This window comes from Streptomyces cyaneofuscatus, from assembly GCF_033109485.1.
Classification (GTDB): Bacteria; Actinomycetota; Actinomycetes; order Streptomycetales; family Streptomycetaceae; genus Streptomyces; species Streptomyces cyaneofuscatus.
This window is the reverse complement of sequence record NZ_CP137002.1, coordinates 5680517-5696804: the sequence shown is the minus strand read 5'-3', so window position 1 is coordinate 5696804 and position 16288 is coordinate 5680517. Positions and strand designations below refer to the sequence as shown.

Here is a 16288-nt window from a genome sequence, read left to right as displayed (position 1 = left end):
TGGCTCGCGCCGGGACGATCCGATCTCAGTCTCTCCTCATGCCTGGTCAAAGCGCCACCACGTAGGGGTAACGGGCCGGGAGGATTTTTCTCACCCCCGGGCGCGGCGGGCGCCGTCCCGGCCCCGGAGGGCGGTCCCACCAGGGCGGCCGTCCGCACTGTGTGATCGGCCACAGCAGAGGTATCCCCGGTGAGACCTGTCTCTCCTCCGAAGACGGCAACGATCCACTCCCCCGGCTTCGTTAGTGTTATCGGTCAACCGTCGTCCCTCTGGAGGTCCCCACCGTGCACCTGTCCGTCCTCTTGGCCGCAACCCCGTCACCCGGGCCGGGCGGCTCGCTGGAGGAAGCCGCCGAGCAGGCCGGGAACGCCGCGGGTTGGGTCGAGGAGAACTGGTCCACCTGGCTGAGCACCGGTCTGCGGATCATGCTGATCGTGGCCGTCGCGGTCACGCTGCGCTATCTGATCCGGCGCGCTCTGACCAACCTGATCGACCGGATGAACCGCAGCGCCCAGGCGGTGGAGGGCACGGCGCTGGGCGGTCTGCTGGTGAACGCGGAGCGCAGACGCCAGCGGTCGGAGGCGATCGGCTCGGTCCTGCGGTCGGTGGCCTCCTTCATGATCATGGGAACGGCCGCCCTGATGGTGCTGGGCGCCTTCAAGATCAACCTCGCGCCACTCCTCGCCTCGGCCGGTGTCGCCGGTGTGGCACTCGGCTTCGGCGCCCGCAACCTGGTCACGGACTTCCTCTCCGGCGTCTTCATGATCCTGGAGGACCAGTACGGGGTCGGGGACACGATCGACGCGGGGGTGGCCTCCGGTGAGGTCATCGAGGTGGGCCTGAGGGTCACCAAGCTGCGCGGCGACAACGGCGAGATCTGGTACGTCCGCAACGGCGAGGTGAAGCGGATCGGCAACCTCAGCCAGGGCTGGTCCACCGCCGGGGTCGACGTCACCGTCCGCCCGACGGAAAAGCTGGAGCACGTCCGTGAGGCGATCACCACGGCCGCCGAGACCATGACGAAGGAAGAGCCCTGGTCGGAGCGGCTGTGGGGCCCGGTGGAGGTGCTCGGCCTGGACGCGGTCCTGCTGGACTCCATGACGGTCCGGGTCACCGCCAAGACGATGCCGGGCAAGTCGGTGGGCGTGGAGCGCGAGCTGCGCTGGCGCATCAAGCAGGCGCTGGACGACGCCGGCATCCGCATGATCGGCGCGGTGCCGCTCCAGGCGGAGGCCGAGTCCACGGCGGACCCGACGGCGGCGATGGCGGCCCCGTCGGCCTATGCGTCGGCGACGTCCCCGCAGTCGATGGCGGCGACGCCGATACCGCCGCCGGCGACGAACCTGAACAAGTAGGGGCACGCGTGCGCTGAAGAAGGGGCGCTCCACCGGGTCGGTGGGGCGCCCCTTCTTCTGTCATCGGGGAACGGTCACTTCTTCCCCCCACAGTAGGCCTGGGCGTTTATCTCGTCGCGGGTCATGACCTTGCCCTTATGCGTGATGAACTCGTCGTCCCGCAGCTCGGCCGAGTCCAGCTCGGTGAGATCGACGTACCCCGATCCGCTGACCTCCTTGCCGTCCCTGACCTGCCGCGTGTCGACGTAGAACTCGTCCGGCAGAGTGCCGGGCAGCTCCTTGGTCACTCTGGCGAAGCTGTCCGGCCCGTTCACCTGGAAGACCCCGCCCCGAGCCTCGGCCGTCCGGGGCTCACGGGCGCTCCAGAGCGTCTCGAAGCCGCCCTCCTTCTTGTCCTTCCTCGGAACCACGATCTCCGCGCTTTCGACCGTCTCGCCGGGGCAGAGCGGCATGGCCACGAGGAGGCCGGCACCCTCCATACGGAAGCCGGAGTAGGTGATCGGCCCGTTGGGCGGGATGCACGACGAGAGAGCGACCATCGCTACGCCGGCGAGCAGTGCGGGAAACAAGGACGTGGACCTCATGGGCAGGAGTAGCCCCCGTCTGCGTAGTCCGCCTGCTCCTCGTACTTGTTCCCGCATGGGTCCAGACCTTCCATGAAGTACTTGATGATGAAGTTGTCTCCGTACTTCTCCCACTGCTTGACGTGCTCGCGCTCATGCCGGAGACGTTTGGGGGAAACATACTCAGGGACACCCTTCTCGGTGGTGTAGGTGTCTCCCAGCGTGGTTCCGCCCCTGGCTGAAAGAGGGATCAACCCGTGGGTGCAGACGGTCAGATCCGCGCCGTCATCCTTGCAGGAACCGCCCGTGAGAATCACCGACGCCTCATACAGCTCCCCGACTGCGTCGCTCTCGTACCGCGGGATGTCTCCGAGGAAGCCGGCCGTGTCTCTGGCAGCTTCGGCACCCACGTCGTTCAGCCACTTGATCAGGTTGTAGTTCTTGGAGGAGCCGCTGGTGACCGGCATGTTCGTGATGTGCAGGCGCAGGAGTTCGGTCCGGCACTCCTTGTTGCAGCCCTTCAGGTCCACCTTCGGCAGGAACCGCGACTGCGGTGGCTGCATGCCGTACATCAGCGTGCGGATCTGGTCGGCGCGCGCCTGGCGCAGTGCCATCACACGCTGCTGCTCGTAGAGGGCCGCCGCCCGGCACTGGGGACCGCAGGTGTTGCCGGACGCGGTTCCGCCCTTGGACTTGCCGGAGCTGCCCGGCCCGCCGTAGCCGCCGGGCCCGCCCGAGCCCACCACCGGCGGGGAGACGGTCTCCTCGGCGGCGATCACGTCGGGGGAGCAGCTCTTGCCGGAGCAGGAGAACGAGCCGAGGCCGGTCGGGTCGGCCAGGGTGACCGGGTTGTTCTCCGCGTAGGAGTACCCGTTGAGGGACTGGTGCTTGTCGCTCTCCAGCAGCGGGTCGACGCTGAGGAAGCGGCCCAGCAGGGCGTCGAACTGGCGGGCGCCGATGTGGGTGAGGCCCGTTCCGGTGTCCGCCGGCTTGCCCAGGAACCGTTTGTCGTCGGGCCAGTTACCCGGCCCCGTTCCCCGGGCGGCGCCGAACGGTGTCGTGTAGCGCCGGACCACCGCCTGGGTGGTGGCATCGATCGCGAGGCTGGACGTGCCGTGGTTGTCACCGGCGAGGAAGGTGAGCCGTTGGCTGCCGGACTCGTTGCTGCGGACGGCGATGACGGTGCCGTCCGCCTTGTAGGAGCGGGTGGCCCATGACGTGCGGGTGGATCCGGTGACCTTGAGGTGGATCTCCGTACCGCCCAGGTACAGCACGCTCTCGCCGTCACCCGTGGCACGGCGGATGAGCAGGGTTCCGTCGGCGTCGTAGAGGTAGTTGGTCCGACGGGTCCCCTCGGTGAGCTGGCTGAGCCGTCCCTCGGCGTCCCACAGCAGGCTCTGGCCCGCCGTGGGCCCCGGGCGTTTGGTGGTGTTGCCCGTCTTGTCGTAGTCGTACGCGGGGGCGGCCGCGTCGCACGGCTTCTCGCCCGTCGCCTTGGTGGTGGCCTTCAGGGCGTGCGGCCGGGCGGTGTCGGTGTAGCAGAAGGTGCTGGTGGTACCGGTGCCGTTCACGTCGTACTGGGTCTCCGTGCGGCGCTGGCCCCCCTCGTCGTAGGTGTACGCCGTGCGGTACGGGGCCGGCCCGCCGGGCGTGGTGCCGGAGCAGTCGGCGGTGGTCGACGTCCGGGCCTCCTTGAGCCGGCTGTGCCCGTCGTAGGTGAAGCACTGCGTCTCGCCCTTGAGGACGGCGTCCGGGTTGGGGGTGTCGGTGATGCTGGTGACGTTGCCCGCCTGGTTGTAGGTGTAGCCGAGGTCCTGCGGCTTGTACGGGGCGGTCTGCGGGGTGGTGACGTAGGCGCGGGTGATCCGGCCGGTCCCCTCCTCGTACTCGTTGTTGAGGTAGGTCTTCTTCGCCTCCGCGGCACCCGAGACGGCGAGCGTGAGCTGAAGCGGGCGGCCGAGCACGTCGTAGGAGGCGCTGTGGAGGTAGCCGGAGGTGCCGGAGGCGACCGAGGCGGTCTGACCGGTGGACGTGTAGGTCATCGCCACCCGCTCCGCGGGCAGTCCTCCGGCGGCCGGCTCACCGGTGTACTGCACCGTGCCGTCCAGGTTGTACGCGGTCTCGAAGGCGTAGCTGCTCTGGGCCGCGCCCGAGACGACCAGGGGGTCCTTGGCGTCCAGGGAGATCTGCGAGGCGGTGGCCCGGTAGCGGCTGTCGTAGGCGGTCACGGCCTTCGTGTACGCCCTGCCGGTGGCGACGGCTCCGCCCTCGTAGCGGATGGAGCTCGTCATCTGCCCCTTGGCGACGGTGTCGAAGGTCCAGTGGGCGAGCTTGTTCGCGTCGGTACGGGCTCCGGCCCACAGGTCGGTCGTACGTCCCAGCTCGTCGTACTTGTAGAGGAGTTTCCGGCCCTCCGCGTCCTCGGCCCAGTCCGGCCGGTCAGCGGCGGTGTAGCCGGTCGAGGAGGCGCCCTTGTCCGGGTCCGTCGCGGCGACCTTGCGGCCGAACAGGTCGTAGGTGTAGGTCCACCTGCTGTTGTCCGGACCGGTGATCGAGCTTTCCTTGCCGTCCGTGGTGTAGCCGAACCGCGTCGTCGTGTAGGCGGCCCCGGCGGTGCCGGTGTACTCGATGTCCGTGGGCTGCGGCGCCGCGTACTCGCGGCGCTGGACCGTGCGTCCGAGGGCGTCGGTGATCACCCGGGTGGCCCGGCCGCCCGCGGGCGCGCTGGTGGCCGTGGAGTCGCCGGTGTAGCTCTTGGTCGTGGTCCACTTGTCGATGCCGAAGACGGCGAAGGTGTTGCCGATCTCCCGCCCCGCGCCGTCGTGGACGAAGTCGTTCTGCTTCGGCGCACCACCGAACTCGGCCCGCGCGTAAGCGGCGTCGGGTGTGAACTTGGAGTCGAAGACCTCACTCAGCGTCTGGCGGACCAGGCCGCGTGAGTCGTAGCGGGTGTCGGTGAGCAGACGTCCGCCGTTCGAGGTCGGTGTCTGCTTCTGGAGGGGGCGCAGCAGCGAGTCGAAGATCTCGTACGACGTGCTCACCGCGGACGAGGACTTGATGGTCGAGGTCCCGATGGCCGGCGCCTTGCCGCGCTGGAGGGTGTAGGAGTAGGTGATGCTGGGGCTCTGGCCGGCGCTGGAGCTCCGGTCGGGCAGCCAGACCTGCCGGAGCCGGCCGAGCGCGTCGTAACTCTGCTCCGTCTTACGGGAGTTCGCGTCGTGCGTCTGGACCGCCAGCCCTCGGACGCCGTCCAGCACGGTGATGGTGCGGTGCCCCTTGGCGTTGGTGACGGTGGCCCGCGCGGGGACGCCGGCTCCGGTCGGTGTGTAGACGGTCGAGGTGGGCTGCCCCGCGGCGTCCGTCACGATCAGCGGGCGGCCGAGCGCGTCGTACGTCGACGCGGTGGTCCGCTGCCAGCCCTTGGGGGCGCGTTCGCCCCCGGTCGCCGTCGCCGGGTATCCGGTGGCCCGGCCGGTCCAGGTCTCCGTGCCGCGGGTGGGCTCCTGGGACGCTGTCCAGCCCGTGGTCGACGGTGTGTCGTAGACCGTGGCCGTGTCGGCCAGCACATCCCCGCGGGTGGCGGAGGAGGCGGGCAGGGAGAGCGCCGCCTCGCCGGTCGCGCAAGGGCGGCCGACGACGCGGATACGGGACGTGAGGTCGCTGAGCCCCAGGGTGTCGTTCCGGGCGTACCAGGTCCTGGTGCACGTCTCGTCGCCCGACTTGGCCAGGTCTCCCGCGCTCTCGATCCGCTCGGCCATGCCGTAGGAGTCGTACGTGGTGGCGGTGCTGGTGGAGCGCCAGGTCTTCGACCGCGTGAGGTAGGTGTGGGTGGTGGCCCTGCCGGTGCGCACGTAGTACGCCTCTGTGTCGGCGTGGGACTTGTGCTGGGTCGCGGTGCGGACGGACCAGGGGTCGTTGACGGTCACGGAGACGGGGGTGTTCCCGTCATAGGTGATGGTCTGCCGGGCGAATCCCGCGTACTGCTCGGAGTCGGTGACGTCGGGTACGTCGAGGCCCGCCACGTCGATGCCCGGAACGCTGACCGTGCGGGGTCCGCCCGTCGCGCGCGGGTCCTTGTGCATGCCCTGGAGGAACGTGGACACGGTCTTGGTCCGGGTGCCCGTGGCGGCGCCCGCGAGGGCGGTGACCTTCTGGTAGCCACGCCAGGACGACCAGGTCCGCTCGTCGGAGGGGACGAACGGGCTGTTGTTGTAGTGCCAGGCGGGCTTCTCGTAGACGTAGGAGTGCTCGACGGTCTCGCCGTGGCCGGCCGGGTCCCCGACCGTCACCGCGAGGACCCGGTACTTGTGGTACCAGTCCAGACTCGCGTCCGTCGCGCCGTTGATGTTCCAGTAAAGGGGGTAGCACGGCTCGGCGTTGTCGTCCTCGGCCGACGGCATCCGCGATCCGCGGACGCACTCGGGGGCGCTGTAGGTCACGGTGGTGAGTGCGCCGGTCTCGGTGGTGATCGTGTTCAGTCGGGGGCGCGTGAGGGGCGAGATGTTGCCGCCGCCGGGCTGGGTTCCGCCCGCCACCCGGTTGGGGCGCATGTGGTAGGTGAAGTCCACCGGGTCCGGGGTGATCGCCGTTCCGGTGTGGCCGGTCCTGCGCAGGCTCCGGAGGGAGAGTGTGTGGTCCGAGGAGTTCCCGATGTCGCCGCCGTCCAGGTACGTCTGGTCGAAGGCCCAGGAGTCCACGGGAGTGTAGTCACTGCCGGCGAGCGTCCCGGTCGTGATCTTCGTCAGGCGCTTGCGGGAGAAGAACGAGGGTCCCTCGGCCAGGCACTTGTCCTTGTTCGCCCCGGCGGCGCAGATCGCGTCGAAAGGTACGTCGGGCCAGTTCTTGGCGGTGCTCTCGGTCAGCTTCTCGCAGTCGGATGCGGTGCACCTCTCCTTGTGCTCGAAGCTGACCCGGTAGGGGGCCGTGGCGGAGAACAGGGTGTCGCTGCGCTGTCCGTAAAGGATCCTGTTGAGGTGGCCGCCCCTCGTGTAGACCGTGTCCGCCGTGTCGGCCTTGTTCTTGCGGTAGTGGTTCTCCTCCTTCGTGTACCAGTACGTCATGGCGTTTCCGTGGATGTCCTCGACGTAGTCGAGGTTCCAGCGCCAGGCCTGGGTCAGGGAGCGTTTGGCGAAGGTGTCGCCCTTGTTGTGTCCCGGCTCGTCCTGGTCGTCCCCGAAGACCGGGGCGGTCCAGACGGAGTTGGTCCGCTGGGAGCCCGCGCCGAGCAGTTTGTCGACCCCGAAGTGGTACTTCGTACCGTCGGCGGTGGTGACGATCCAGCTCTCGCCGTCGTCGTCACCGTTGTCCGCGCCGGTCTGGCGGGTGACCTGGGAGGCGTCGTCGTTGCTCAGCCGCCACTTGCCGGTGGTGTCGTCCTTGACCAGCTCGGACGACTTGCCGTTGAGGACCAGCGAGGCGTTGTCGTACTTCCAGCACAGGTCGTACTGCTTGGCGTGGCCGTCCTTGGCACACGAGCCGTACTGCCGGTCGATGTACGACACCGTCGACAGCCCGAAGCCCTCGCCGACATCGGTGGCCTGGTTGTTCGTCGAGGAGTTACGGCCGTCGATGGAGCCGGAGTCGTAGGAGAGATCCAGGGAGGGCTGGGGTCCGGCGGCCGGGGCCGGGGCGCCCATGGGGTAGGACCAGGTGAACGATCCCGACGAGCCGCCGGCCTCCCAGCTGGCGGAGGCGGCGAGCGGGGTGGCGGAGAAGTCGCCCCCGCCGGAGGCGGACTGACCGGAGCCGGTCGCGGCGACGGCCAGCACGACGGGCGCGGCCTGTTCACCCGCCCTGGCGGCGGTCGCGGCCGGGAAGGAGACCTCGGCCGTCAGCTGCTGTCCCTCGACGTCGTTACGGGTGTCGAGAGGAGTGGCCTCACGGCAGCCGGCCGCGCCGGGGGTGGTGAGGGCGCAGGCGGGAAGCTGGGCGAGGCTCAGCCGGCCTGCCCAGCCGCCGCCGATCACGGACGCGAACGAGGCGTAGTCGACGGTCACTTCGGCGGTGCCGGGGCGGTCGCCGCGCGCCGTGAGGAGCACACCGCGCACGCCCCCCGCCGCGGTGTCCTTCCGGTCCAGCACCGCCACGTCCACCTCGGCCGGGCCCGCCGTGCCGCGCACCCGCTCCACGGTGACGGGCACCCGGCCGACGCGGGTGGGGCTGCCCTTCCCGGCGGCGGCCGACGGGACCTCGGCGGTGGCTCTCGCGGGCCAGGAGGACGCCCCGCGTTCGCTTCCCGCCCGGTCCGCCTCGGCGGCGTTGCGCGCCGCCGACCGCTCGGCGTTGCGGCGCACCTCGGCGGCACCGGTGGCGCTCATGGGCTCCACCTTGCTGGCCCGTTGCTTCGGCACACCGGGCCGGCCGGGCCCTTCGGCGGCTTGCGCCACAGGTGTCAACCCGACCGGGACGGCGAGGACGACGGCGAGAGCGAGGAGCAGGGGCGTCCGCCCCGTACCTCTTCGTCCCCGGCCGGCGCCGACCGGCCCCCGTTCTTTACGTCTCCGATGAAATGCCTGCGAAGTCTTGCCCATGACAGCACTGCTCCCACATGTCACGAATGAAGTGCGGCCCGCCCGGGACCACGCCCGCCGAGGAACGGCGTCGTGTCGTCGAACCGGGGTCCGCTGTGCCTGAACCGGCCCGGCACGGTCCGCGTACGGGAGCGTGCCGGGCCGCGGGGGTGTCCTGCCGATGGGGCAGGACACCCGCTGGGTCGGTCAGTCGCCGACGACGTCCGCGATCTGGTCCACGTCGGACATCGCCCCGGCCCAGAGCCGGACGTCGTCCACGCGGGCGGGCAGGTGGTGCCCCCACGCGGTGGTGCTGTAGCCCTTGCCGACGGCGAAGTCACCGGCTCCGGTGGCGGACGTGTACGTCTTGTCCATGTCGTTCTGCTTCAGCCCGACATGGAGCCGCACCACCGACCCGCCCGTCCCGTCCAGGGCGTCGAAGACCCCCGTCAGCCGGACCGGACTCCCCAGCTCCGCCTCCTCGTCCGAACTCACCCAGTCACCGGCTCCGTTGGCGCCGACCCGGCCGAAGTGCCAGAGCCCGACCGGAGCGGTGTACTCGTTGCCGTCGTCGTCGAACCGGGTCTCCTTGCCGGTGAGCTCGAACCAGAGGCCCCAGGAGGAGCCGGTGGCCGTGCGCTGCCCTGCCACCTGGCCGACGTATCCGATGTTCTTGGTGAGCAGGGCCTGTTGATCCAGCTCGACGGCCGCGGTCACCGTGAAGGAGCCGGAGTCGTCGACGACGGGGCCGGAGGTGGCGGCCGCGTCGTCCTTGCCGTCCAGCACCAGGGAGCGGCCGTCCAGCACGGCCCCTCCGCTCGTCGCGAGGCTGCGCCCGTATCCGGTGCCCTGGTCGGCCAGGGTGGTGCCGGATGCCCCGGAGGGGTCCCAGTGCGCCACCAGCTCGACGTCCGCCTGACCGGTTCCGGCCGACAGGCTGCGCGCCTCCGTGGCCACCTCGGCCGGGGAGAGGACACGCTGCCACGCGGCGACCTCGTCGATGGAGCCGTTGAAGTTGAACAGGTACTTGTTGGCCCACTTGTAGCGGCCGATCTGGAAGCCTCCGTTCGCGGCCCAGCCTCCGTCGGAGACGACGGAGCCCTGCTGGCGGCCGTTGACGTAGAGCGCGACCGTCTTCGTGACCGGGTCGTAGCTCCCCGCGAGATGGGTCCATGCGTTGACCACGGCGGGCCGCCTGCCGCACACGCCGTAGTACGCCTTGCCGTCGGCCGCGTCCTGCGCCTTGGTCCCGAAGCACCAGGAGTCGTACGTGTTCTCGTACCACAGGAGGAAGGGGCTGAACTGCGCCCCGTCCTGGGAGAGCACGATCCCTTCCGTGGCCTTGTTCTCCATCCGCACCCAGGCGGACACGGTGTACGCGGACCGGGTCTCCAGGACCGGCGCGCTCGTCGCCGCGTATCCGGAGGTGCCGTTCAGCCGTAGTCCGGTGTCGGTCACGGGGGTGGCGAGCGGCTGCCCGTCTGGACCGTGGCGGAGTTCACCGCGCCGGCCCAGCCCATCGCGCACCGCGCCGGTGGCCAGGGTGGCGTTCTCCTGGTTCGCGGCCGCCGTGGTCGAGGAGTCGATGGCGGGGCCGCTCTTCTCGTCGAAGCGCCAGCGGCCGACCGGGCCCGACCCCTCCTTCACCAGAAAACTGACGATCCGGACGGCTCCCCAGGTCACCGTGTCCTTGGCCCGGACCTGGAGCTGATAGGTGCCCGATTCCTGGGGGACGATGTCCACGCCCACGGTCGAGCCCTTGATCTCGCCCGACCACGGGACCGAGTTCGACTGCCGGTACTGGTAGGCCACGTTCGTGTCACCGGCCGCCGGAGCGAAGGTGAACCGCCCCTTGGTGCCGGGACCGCCGCCGGGCAGGCACACGGTGCCGCACAGGGTGTACGGGCTGCCGCTCGCCGGAGTGACGACCGGGGGCAGAGGCCGGGACCGGTCGACCTTGAAGTAGCAGGGCGTGGTGTAGCCGGTGTTCAGCCTGTTGGCGCCGGCTTCGTCGTACGACATGGTCAGCGCCTTCAGGCGGTACAGGACCCCCTCCGTCAGTTTGGGCAGTCGCCGGTTCTGGACCGCCCCGCTCCCGACGTAGCCGGAGGTGGGACCGTCGACATCGGTGTGGGCGACCGACCAAGTCGATCCGGAGAGCTTCTCGGTACGCCACCGGATGCGCAGGTTCGCCTGGGACGTCCCCCCGGAGGCCGCCATGGGCTTGCCCGTGACCACGGGCTCGGGGTCGCCGATGGTGGAGGGGTCACCCGAGTCGGTCGAACACACCACGCCGGTGCCCGAGGGGAAGCCGGTCGACTTGGGGAGCGCCGGGAGACCGACGTACTTCACCACGAGGACGGCGTCGTTCTTGAAGCGCTTCCAGGCCGAGGTGTCCGTCTCGTCGTGTGCCTTCAGCATCAGGGTGAGACGGGCGAACTTGCCCGCGGCGAAGCTCTTCACGGTCGGCGTGAGGTTCTCGTTGGACTCGCTGGGCGAGTCCTCGAAGAAGATGGGGGCGTCCGGCTGGTCCGGGTCGCACGCGGAGCCCCGGCCGGCGGAGACGTTCCGGTCGACCATCAAATCCAGATGTGTGGGCCGGCTGGTCCAGGTCGTGGAGGAGGAGATGTCGGTCGTCCGCACCAGGTCCACCACACGGGGATCGCACTGGAACGCCCAGGGTTCCGTCACCCGGAAGGAGGCGGACAGGACGTTCTTGCCCTTGAGTTCGGCCGGCGAGAACTCGAAGTAGAGGCGCTGCACGTATCCCGGACCGCAGTAGTAGCCCAGCCAGGTGCCGCACTTGCCGACGCCCTTGCCCTGGCCGTCGTCGCCGTTGTTCCACTCGTAGGACTCGTAACCGTCGGACCTCAGCAGGGTGCGTTCCGACTCGCCCCAGGTGACGGGCGGGTCGATGAAGAGCGGAAAGGCCGACTCGCTCGTGCCGTCGAGCATCGCGGCGTCCGGAACGACAGTGAGGGAGTCCTTGGTGACCTGTACGTCGATGCGCTCGACGTTGTCGCCCTGGCCCGGTTCCAGACCGGAGCCCGAAGCGGCCGGTTCCGCGCTGCCGCCGGTCACCCCCGTCCGCCGGGAGGCCACCGTCCCGGCTCCGCCCTTCGACGCGGCGGACCCCGGAGCGGCCGTGGCTCCGGCGGAGTCCCACATCTGGGCCGGCGGTGCCCGGAAGACCGTCCGGCCGTCCCCGTCCACGGCGGCGAGGTTTCCGGCGCTGCCTCTGCGGACGTCGAGGCCGGCCGTCTCCATGCCGAAGGTCAGCTTCTTGAGGCGGGGGTCAGCGGCGGCCTCGGGCGTCTTGACGATCAGAATCTGCTGGAAGCTCGCCACCGTCGCGGTGACCTTGAGATCCACGTCCGGCAGCACGTCGTCGTAGACGGCACTCGCACCGTCGATCCGGGGGGCGGGCAGGTCGTGGGGCCACTCCAGCTCCAGCGAACGCCCCGCCTTCCCAATCTTGGCCAGGGCGCCGTCGCCACCGCCCGAGAAGGATATGGAGACGGCGGCGGCCTTCGGCCCGACCGTTCCGTCGGAGCGGCGTTCGAGCGTCGCGTCGGGCTGCTGCCAGCCGCCGTCGGCCTTCGCCACCCGGACGGGCGTCACGGACTGTTCAAGGGTGAAGCTGACTCCGTCCGGGTTGGCGTACACAGTCGCGTACTCCGAACGCTTCCCCTCCACCTCGACCCGCGTTCCCGCTTCCTCGGCCCGGTCCAGGGCTCGCTGATCCTCGGTGACCGCCGGCGGTTCCTCCGTCGCGGTCGCACCCCGTGCGTCCGGCACCGGCATCACCAGCAGCGACATCAGCGCCATCAAGGCGACCGCGCCCCCGCTCCGTCTTCGGGCATGCCGAAAACCCAACCCAAACTCCACAGTCCCCACCCCAGAGTCACAAGACCAACACAAGCGAGGGCTGAGTCAAGGGCACGTCAATTCACTTCGTCAAGCGAAAAATTCACGAAAACAAACATCGCGTGGATCGCAAACCAGCCATCCGGCCCACCTGCCGGTACCGGCCACACCCGTACGGCATCACGCTCCGCAAACACGCCGGGGCTGACATCGCCACACACGTCACGCCCATTACCCCCACGCCTCCGCAGAACGAGGCCAAGTGGAGCGGCTTCGGCCGCTACCGTCGCCGACCGTCACCATCACCCCGACGTGGCTTCATGGCACAGGTCACAGTTCGATTGTCCGATAGGCGATCCCCATTGACGCCCCGGCGACCCGCGTCTTACGGTCCTCCCAGAATAGGAAAGTTTCCTAACAGAGTCGACGAGGGTGGGGCATCCACGATGACGGGAACCACACCGGGCACCCCCCGGGTGCTGCGGGCCATGAACGACCGGGCCGCCCTCGATCTGCTGCTGGAGCACGGGCCGCTCTCCCGGACCCGGATCGGCAAGCTGACCGGGCTGTCCAAGCCCACCGCGTCCCAGCTGCTGGCCCGGCTGGAGGCGGCGGGACTCGTCGTCGCCACCGGGACCAGTGAGGGGCGGCCGGGGCCCAACGCGCAGCTCTACACCGTCAACGCGCGCGCCGCCCATGTCGCCGGGCTCGACGTCAACGAGCGGCGCATCATCGCCGCCGTCGCGGATGTCACCGGGGCGAGCGTCGGGGAGTTCGAGCTCGCGACACCGGGGCGGCGCGCCGACAGCGTGGTGCGCCAGGTCGCCGACGCGCTGGACGGGGCGGTGAAGGAGGCCGGGCTGACCCGGGCCGACATCCACCGGGTCGTCATCGGCACCCCGGGCGCCTTCGACCCGGGCACCGGGCGGCTGCGGTACGCCTCGCACCTGCCCGGCTGGCACTCCCCCACCCTCCTGGACGAGTTGGCCGCGTTCCTGCCGATGCCGGTGGAGTACGAGAACGACGTCAATCTGGTCGCCGTGGCCGAGCAGCGCCTCGGTGCGGCCCGCGGCCACGAGGACTTCGTGCTGCTCTGGAACGAGGAGGGGCTCGGCGCCGCCCTCGTCATCAACGGGCGCCTGCACCGCGGCTTCACCGGCGGCGCGGGCGAGGTCGGCTTCCTGCCGGTGCCCGGGACCCCCCTCGTACGCCAGGTCGTCAAGGCCAACAGCGGCGGCTTCCAGGAGCTGGCGGGCGCCCAGGCGGTGCCCCGGATCGCCAAGGCGCTCGGCATCGACCCCCCGCAGCAGCCGCACGCCAAGGCCGCCGCCACCCTGCTGGAGCGGGCGGCCGCCGCGTACGAGCAGGACGAGGCGCTGACCGAGCTGCTGGGCCAGTACGCGCACCGGCTCGCCACCGGCCTCGCCTCCGTCACCGCCGTCCTGGACCCGGGGCTCATCGTGCTCGCCGGCGGCGCGGTCGCCGCGGGCGGCGAGGTCCTGCGCTCCCTGATCCAGTCCGAGCTGGCCGAACTCGCCGCCTCCCGGCCCCGGCTGGTCGTCGGTGAGATCGACCGCACCCCCGTGCTGCGTGGCGCCCTGGAGAGGGCGCTCGCCGACACCCGCGACGAAGTGTTCGACACCTCGCGCTGAACCGACCCCCGTAACCGCCCCTGCCGTCTGCCTCTCTTCCCCCGTCCCTGGGAGCTTTGTCATGCGCACAAGCCGTCTCACCACCACCGCTGTCGCCGTCGCCGCGATATCGGTGCTCGCCACCGCGTGTACCGGCCAGTCCGAGGCCGGGGCCACCGACGACCCGAAGGCGAAGACCACGATCAACTTCTGGCACGGCTGGAGCTCGCCCGCCGAGGTCAAGGCCGTCGAGGACAACATCGACCGGTTCGAGAAGGCCCACCCGAACATCACGGTGAAGGTCTCCGGCAACATCAACGACGACAAGCTCAACCAGGCTCTACGGGCGGGCGGTTCGGACGGGCCGGACGTGGTCTCGTCCTTCACCACGGCCAACGTCGGCAAGTTCTGTGCCTCGGGCGCCTTCACCGATCTGAAACCGTTCATCGAGAAGTCGAAGCTGGACCTGGAGAAGACCTTCCCGAAGGTCCTCCTGGACTACACCCAGTTCGAGGGCAAGCGCTGCGCCCTGCCGCTCCTCACGGACGCCTACGGCCTCTACTACAACAAGGACGCGTTCAAGAAGGCCGGGATCACCGCGCCGCCGAAGACGATGTCCGAACTGGCAAGCGTGGCGAAGAAGCTGACGGTCGAGAAGGGCGACACCTACCAGCAGCTCGGCTTCATGCCGAACTTCCACGGCTACGAGACCGTCGTCAGCCACTACATGCCCTCATGGGACCACACCTACTTCGACGAGAACGGCAAGTCCAACATCGCCAAGGATCCCGCGTTCGCCAAGATGTTCACGTACCAGAAGAGGCTGGTGGACAGCCTCGGCGGCTACACCAAGCTGGAGAAGTACCGGGGCACGTTCGGTGACGAGTGGGGCGCCAAGCACCCGTTCCACACCGGCCAGGTGGCCATGCAGCTGGACGGTGAATGGCGGCTCGGGATGGCCGAGGACGCCGGGGTGGACTTCGAGATCGGGGTCGCGCCGATGCCCGTCGCGGACGACGAGGCGGACAGCTACGGCAAGGGCTACCTCTCCGGCACCATCGTGGGCATCGCTCCGGCCAGCAAGAAGCAGAACGCCGCCTGGGAGCTGGTCAAGTTCATGACCAGCGACACCGAGGCGGTCGTCAACTTCTCCAACGGCATCCGGAACGTGCCCTCCACCCTGGAGGCGCTGAAGTCGCCCGGCCTGAAGTTCGACCCGCGCTTCAAGACCTTCCTGGACATCGCCCAGCACCCGGATTCCAGCACCTCCGACGGGGCCGTCAACGGGGCCACGTACCAGCTGACCCTCCAGGACTTCGGCTACCAGTACGAGAAGGGCGCGGTGAAGGACCTCCAGGCCGGTCTGGAGAAGACCGCGAAGCAGATCGACACCGACATCGCCAAGGCCAAGTAGCCCCACGATGACGACGCACACACTCCGCTCCAAGCGCCGCAGGTCGGCGTTGCGGAACGCGGCCTTCATGTCGCCGTGGCTGATCGGGTTCTCGGTCTTCTTCGCGTACCCGATGGTCTCGACGGTCTACTTCTCCTTCACGTCGTACGACGGGTTCGGCGCGCCGGTCTTCAGCGGGCTGACGAACTGGACGTACGTCTTCCAGGACTATCCGATGTTCTGGCCGTCGCTGTGGAACACGCTCTGGCTGGTCGTCGTCATGGTCACCTGCCGGGTCGTCTTCGGGCTCGGGATCGGGCTGCTGATCACCAAGATCAAGACAGGGACGGGCGTCTTCCGGACGCTCTTCTACCTTCCCTACCTCGCCCCGCCCGTCGCCGCGACGCTCGCCTTCGTCTTCCTGCTCAACCCCGGCACCGGGCCGGTCAACGCGATCCTGGGCGACCTGGGGCTGCCGACGCCCGGCTGGTTCAACGACGCCACCTGGTCCAAGCCGGCCCTCACCATGCTCGCGGTCTGGGGCATCGGGGACCTGATGGTCATCTTCATGGCCTCGCTGCTGGACGTGCCGACCGAGCAGTACGAGGCGGCCGAGCTGGACGGCGCCTCCGCCTGGCAGAAGTTCCGCTTCGTGACCCTGCCGAACATCGCGCCGATCGTGCTGTTCGCCGTGGTGACGGGCGTCATCCAGGCGATGCAGTACTACACCCAGCCGTTGGTGGCCGGAAAGGTCGCCTCCGGGGTGATCGGCGGCTCAGGACAGTCCTTCGAACCCGGCTATCCCGACAAGTCGACACTCACGCTCCCTCAGCTCGTCTACAACCTCGGTTTCCAGCGCTTCGACTACGGCGCCGCGTGTGTCGTCGCCCTCGTCCTGTTCGCCCTGGCCATGGCGTTCACCGCGCTGCTCATGCGAGGCCGCAACAACCTGATCCAGGCCGGTGACTGA

General features: G+C 69.5%; 7 protein-coding genes. 4 read left to right on the top strand and 3 right to left on the bottom strand.

The annotated features are described in order from the left end of the window. Positions 1–284 precede the first annotated feature (284 nt). On the top strand, positions 285–1355 hold the full coding sequence (locus R2B67_RS24980) for a mechanosensitive ion channel family protein (protein ID WP_018511438.1): 1071 nt from the start codon (positions 285–287) through the stop codon (positions 1353–1355). A 74-nt stretch (positions 1356–1429) separates the two neighbouring features. Here the strand turns inward: R2B67_RS24980 and R2B67_RS24975 are convergent, their stop codons facing one another. The 3 genes from R2B67_RS24975 to R2B67_RS24965 all read right to left on the bottom strand — a co-directional run bounded on the left by R2B67_RS24975 (position 1430) and on the right by R2B67_RS24965 (position 12246). Next, positions 1430–1939: a hypothetical protein gene (locus tag R2B67_RS24975; protein WP_317821191.1), complete on the bottom strand. Its 510-nt coding sequence runs from the start codon at positions 1937–1939 to the stop codon at positions 1430–1432. Continuing rightward, the gene (locus tag R2B67_RS24970) at positions 1936–8235 is read right to left on the bottom strand and encodes an RHS repeat domain-containing protein (RefSeq protein WP_317821190.1); all 6300 of its coding nucleotides are present in this window, start codon (positions 8233–8235) and stop codon (positions 1936–1938) included. The genes R2B67_RS24975 and R2B67_RS24970 overlap by 4 nt, the downstream gene beginning before the upstream one ends. A 399-nt stretch (positions 8236–8634) precedes the next feature. Further along, on the bottom strand, positions 8635–12246 hold the full coding sequence (locus R2B67_RS24965; protein WP_317824955.1) for a laminin G domain-containing protein: 3612 nt from the start codon (positions 12244–12246) through the stop codon (positions 8635–8637). A gap of 494 nt (positions 12247–12740) precedes the next feature. Here R2B67_RS24965 and R2B67_RS24960 point away from each other — a divergent pair, with 494 nt between their 5' ends. The 3 genes from R2B67_RS24960 (at position 12741) to R2B67_RS24950 (ending at position 16288) form a co-directional block, all read left to right on the top strand. Beyond that, complete coding sequence (locus R2B67_RS24960) at positions 12741–13946, top strand: ROK family transcriptional regulator (RefSeq protein ID WP_128849785.1); 1206 nt, start codon at positions 12741–12743, stop codon at positions 13944–13946. A gap of 61 nt (positions 13947–14007) precedes the next feature. After that, positions 14008–15339, top strand: a complete 1332-nt coding sequence (locus R2B67_RS24955; protein WP_317821187.1) for an ABC transporter substrate-binding protein — start codon at positions 14008–14010, stop codon at positions 15337–15339. 7 nt (positions 15340–15346) lie between these two features. Next, positions 15347–16288, top strand: coding sequence for a carbohydrate ABC transporter permease (locus tag R2B67_RS24950; protein WP_317821185.1), 942 nt, complete (start codon positions 15347–15349; stop codon positions 16286–16288).

Coding starts and splice junctions, on each gene's coding strand:
- R2B67_RS24975 (WP_317821191.1), bottom strand. CDS start 1,939: ATGAGGTCCACGTCCTTGTTTCCCGCACTGCTCGCCGGCGTAGCGATG.
- R2B67_RS24970 (WP_317821190.1), bottom strand. CDS start 8,235: ATGAGCGCCACCGGTGCCGCCGAGGTGCGCCGCAACGCCGAGCGGTCG.
- R2B67_RS24965 (WP_317824955.1), bottom strand. CDS start 12,246: ATGTCGCTGCTGGTGATGCCGGTGCCGGACGCACGGGGTGCGACCGCG.
- R2B67_RS24960 (WP_128849785.1), top strand. CDS start 12,741: ATGACGGGAACCACACCGGGCACCCCCCGGGTGCTGCGGGCCATGAAC.
- R2B67_RS24955 (WP_317821187.1), top strand. CDS start 14,008: ATGCGCACAAGCCGTCTCACCACCACCGCTGTCGCCGTCGCCGCGATA.
- R2B67_RS24950 (WP_317821185.1), top strand. CDS start 15,347: ATGACGACGCACACACTCCGCTCCAAGCGCCGCAGGTCGGCGTTGCGG.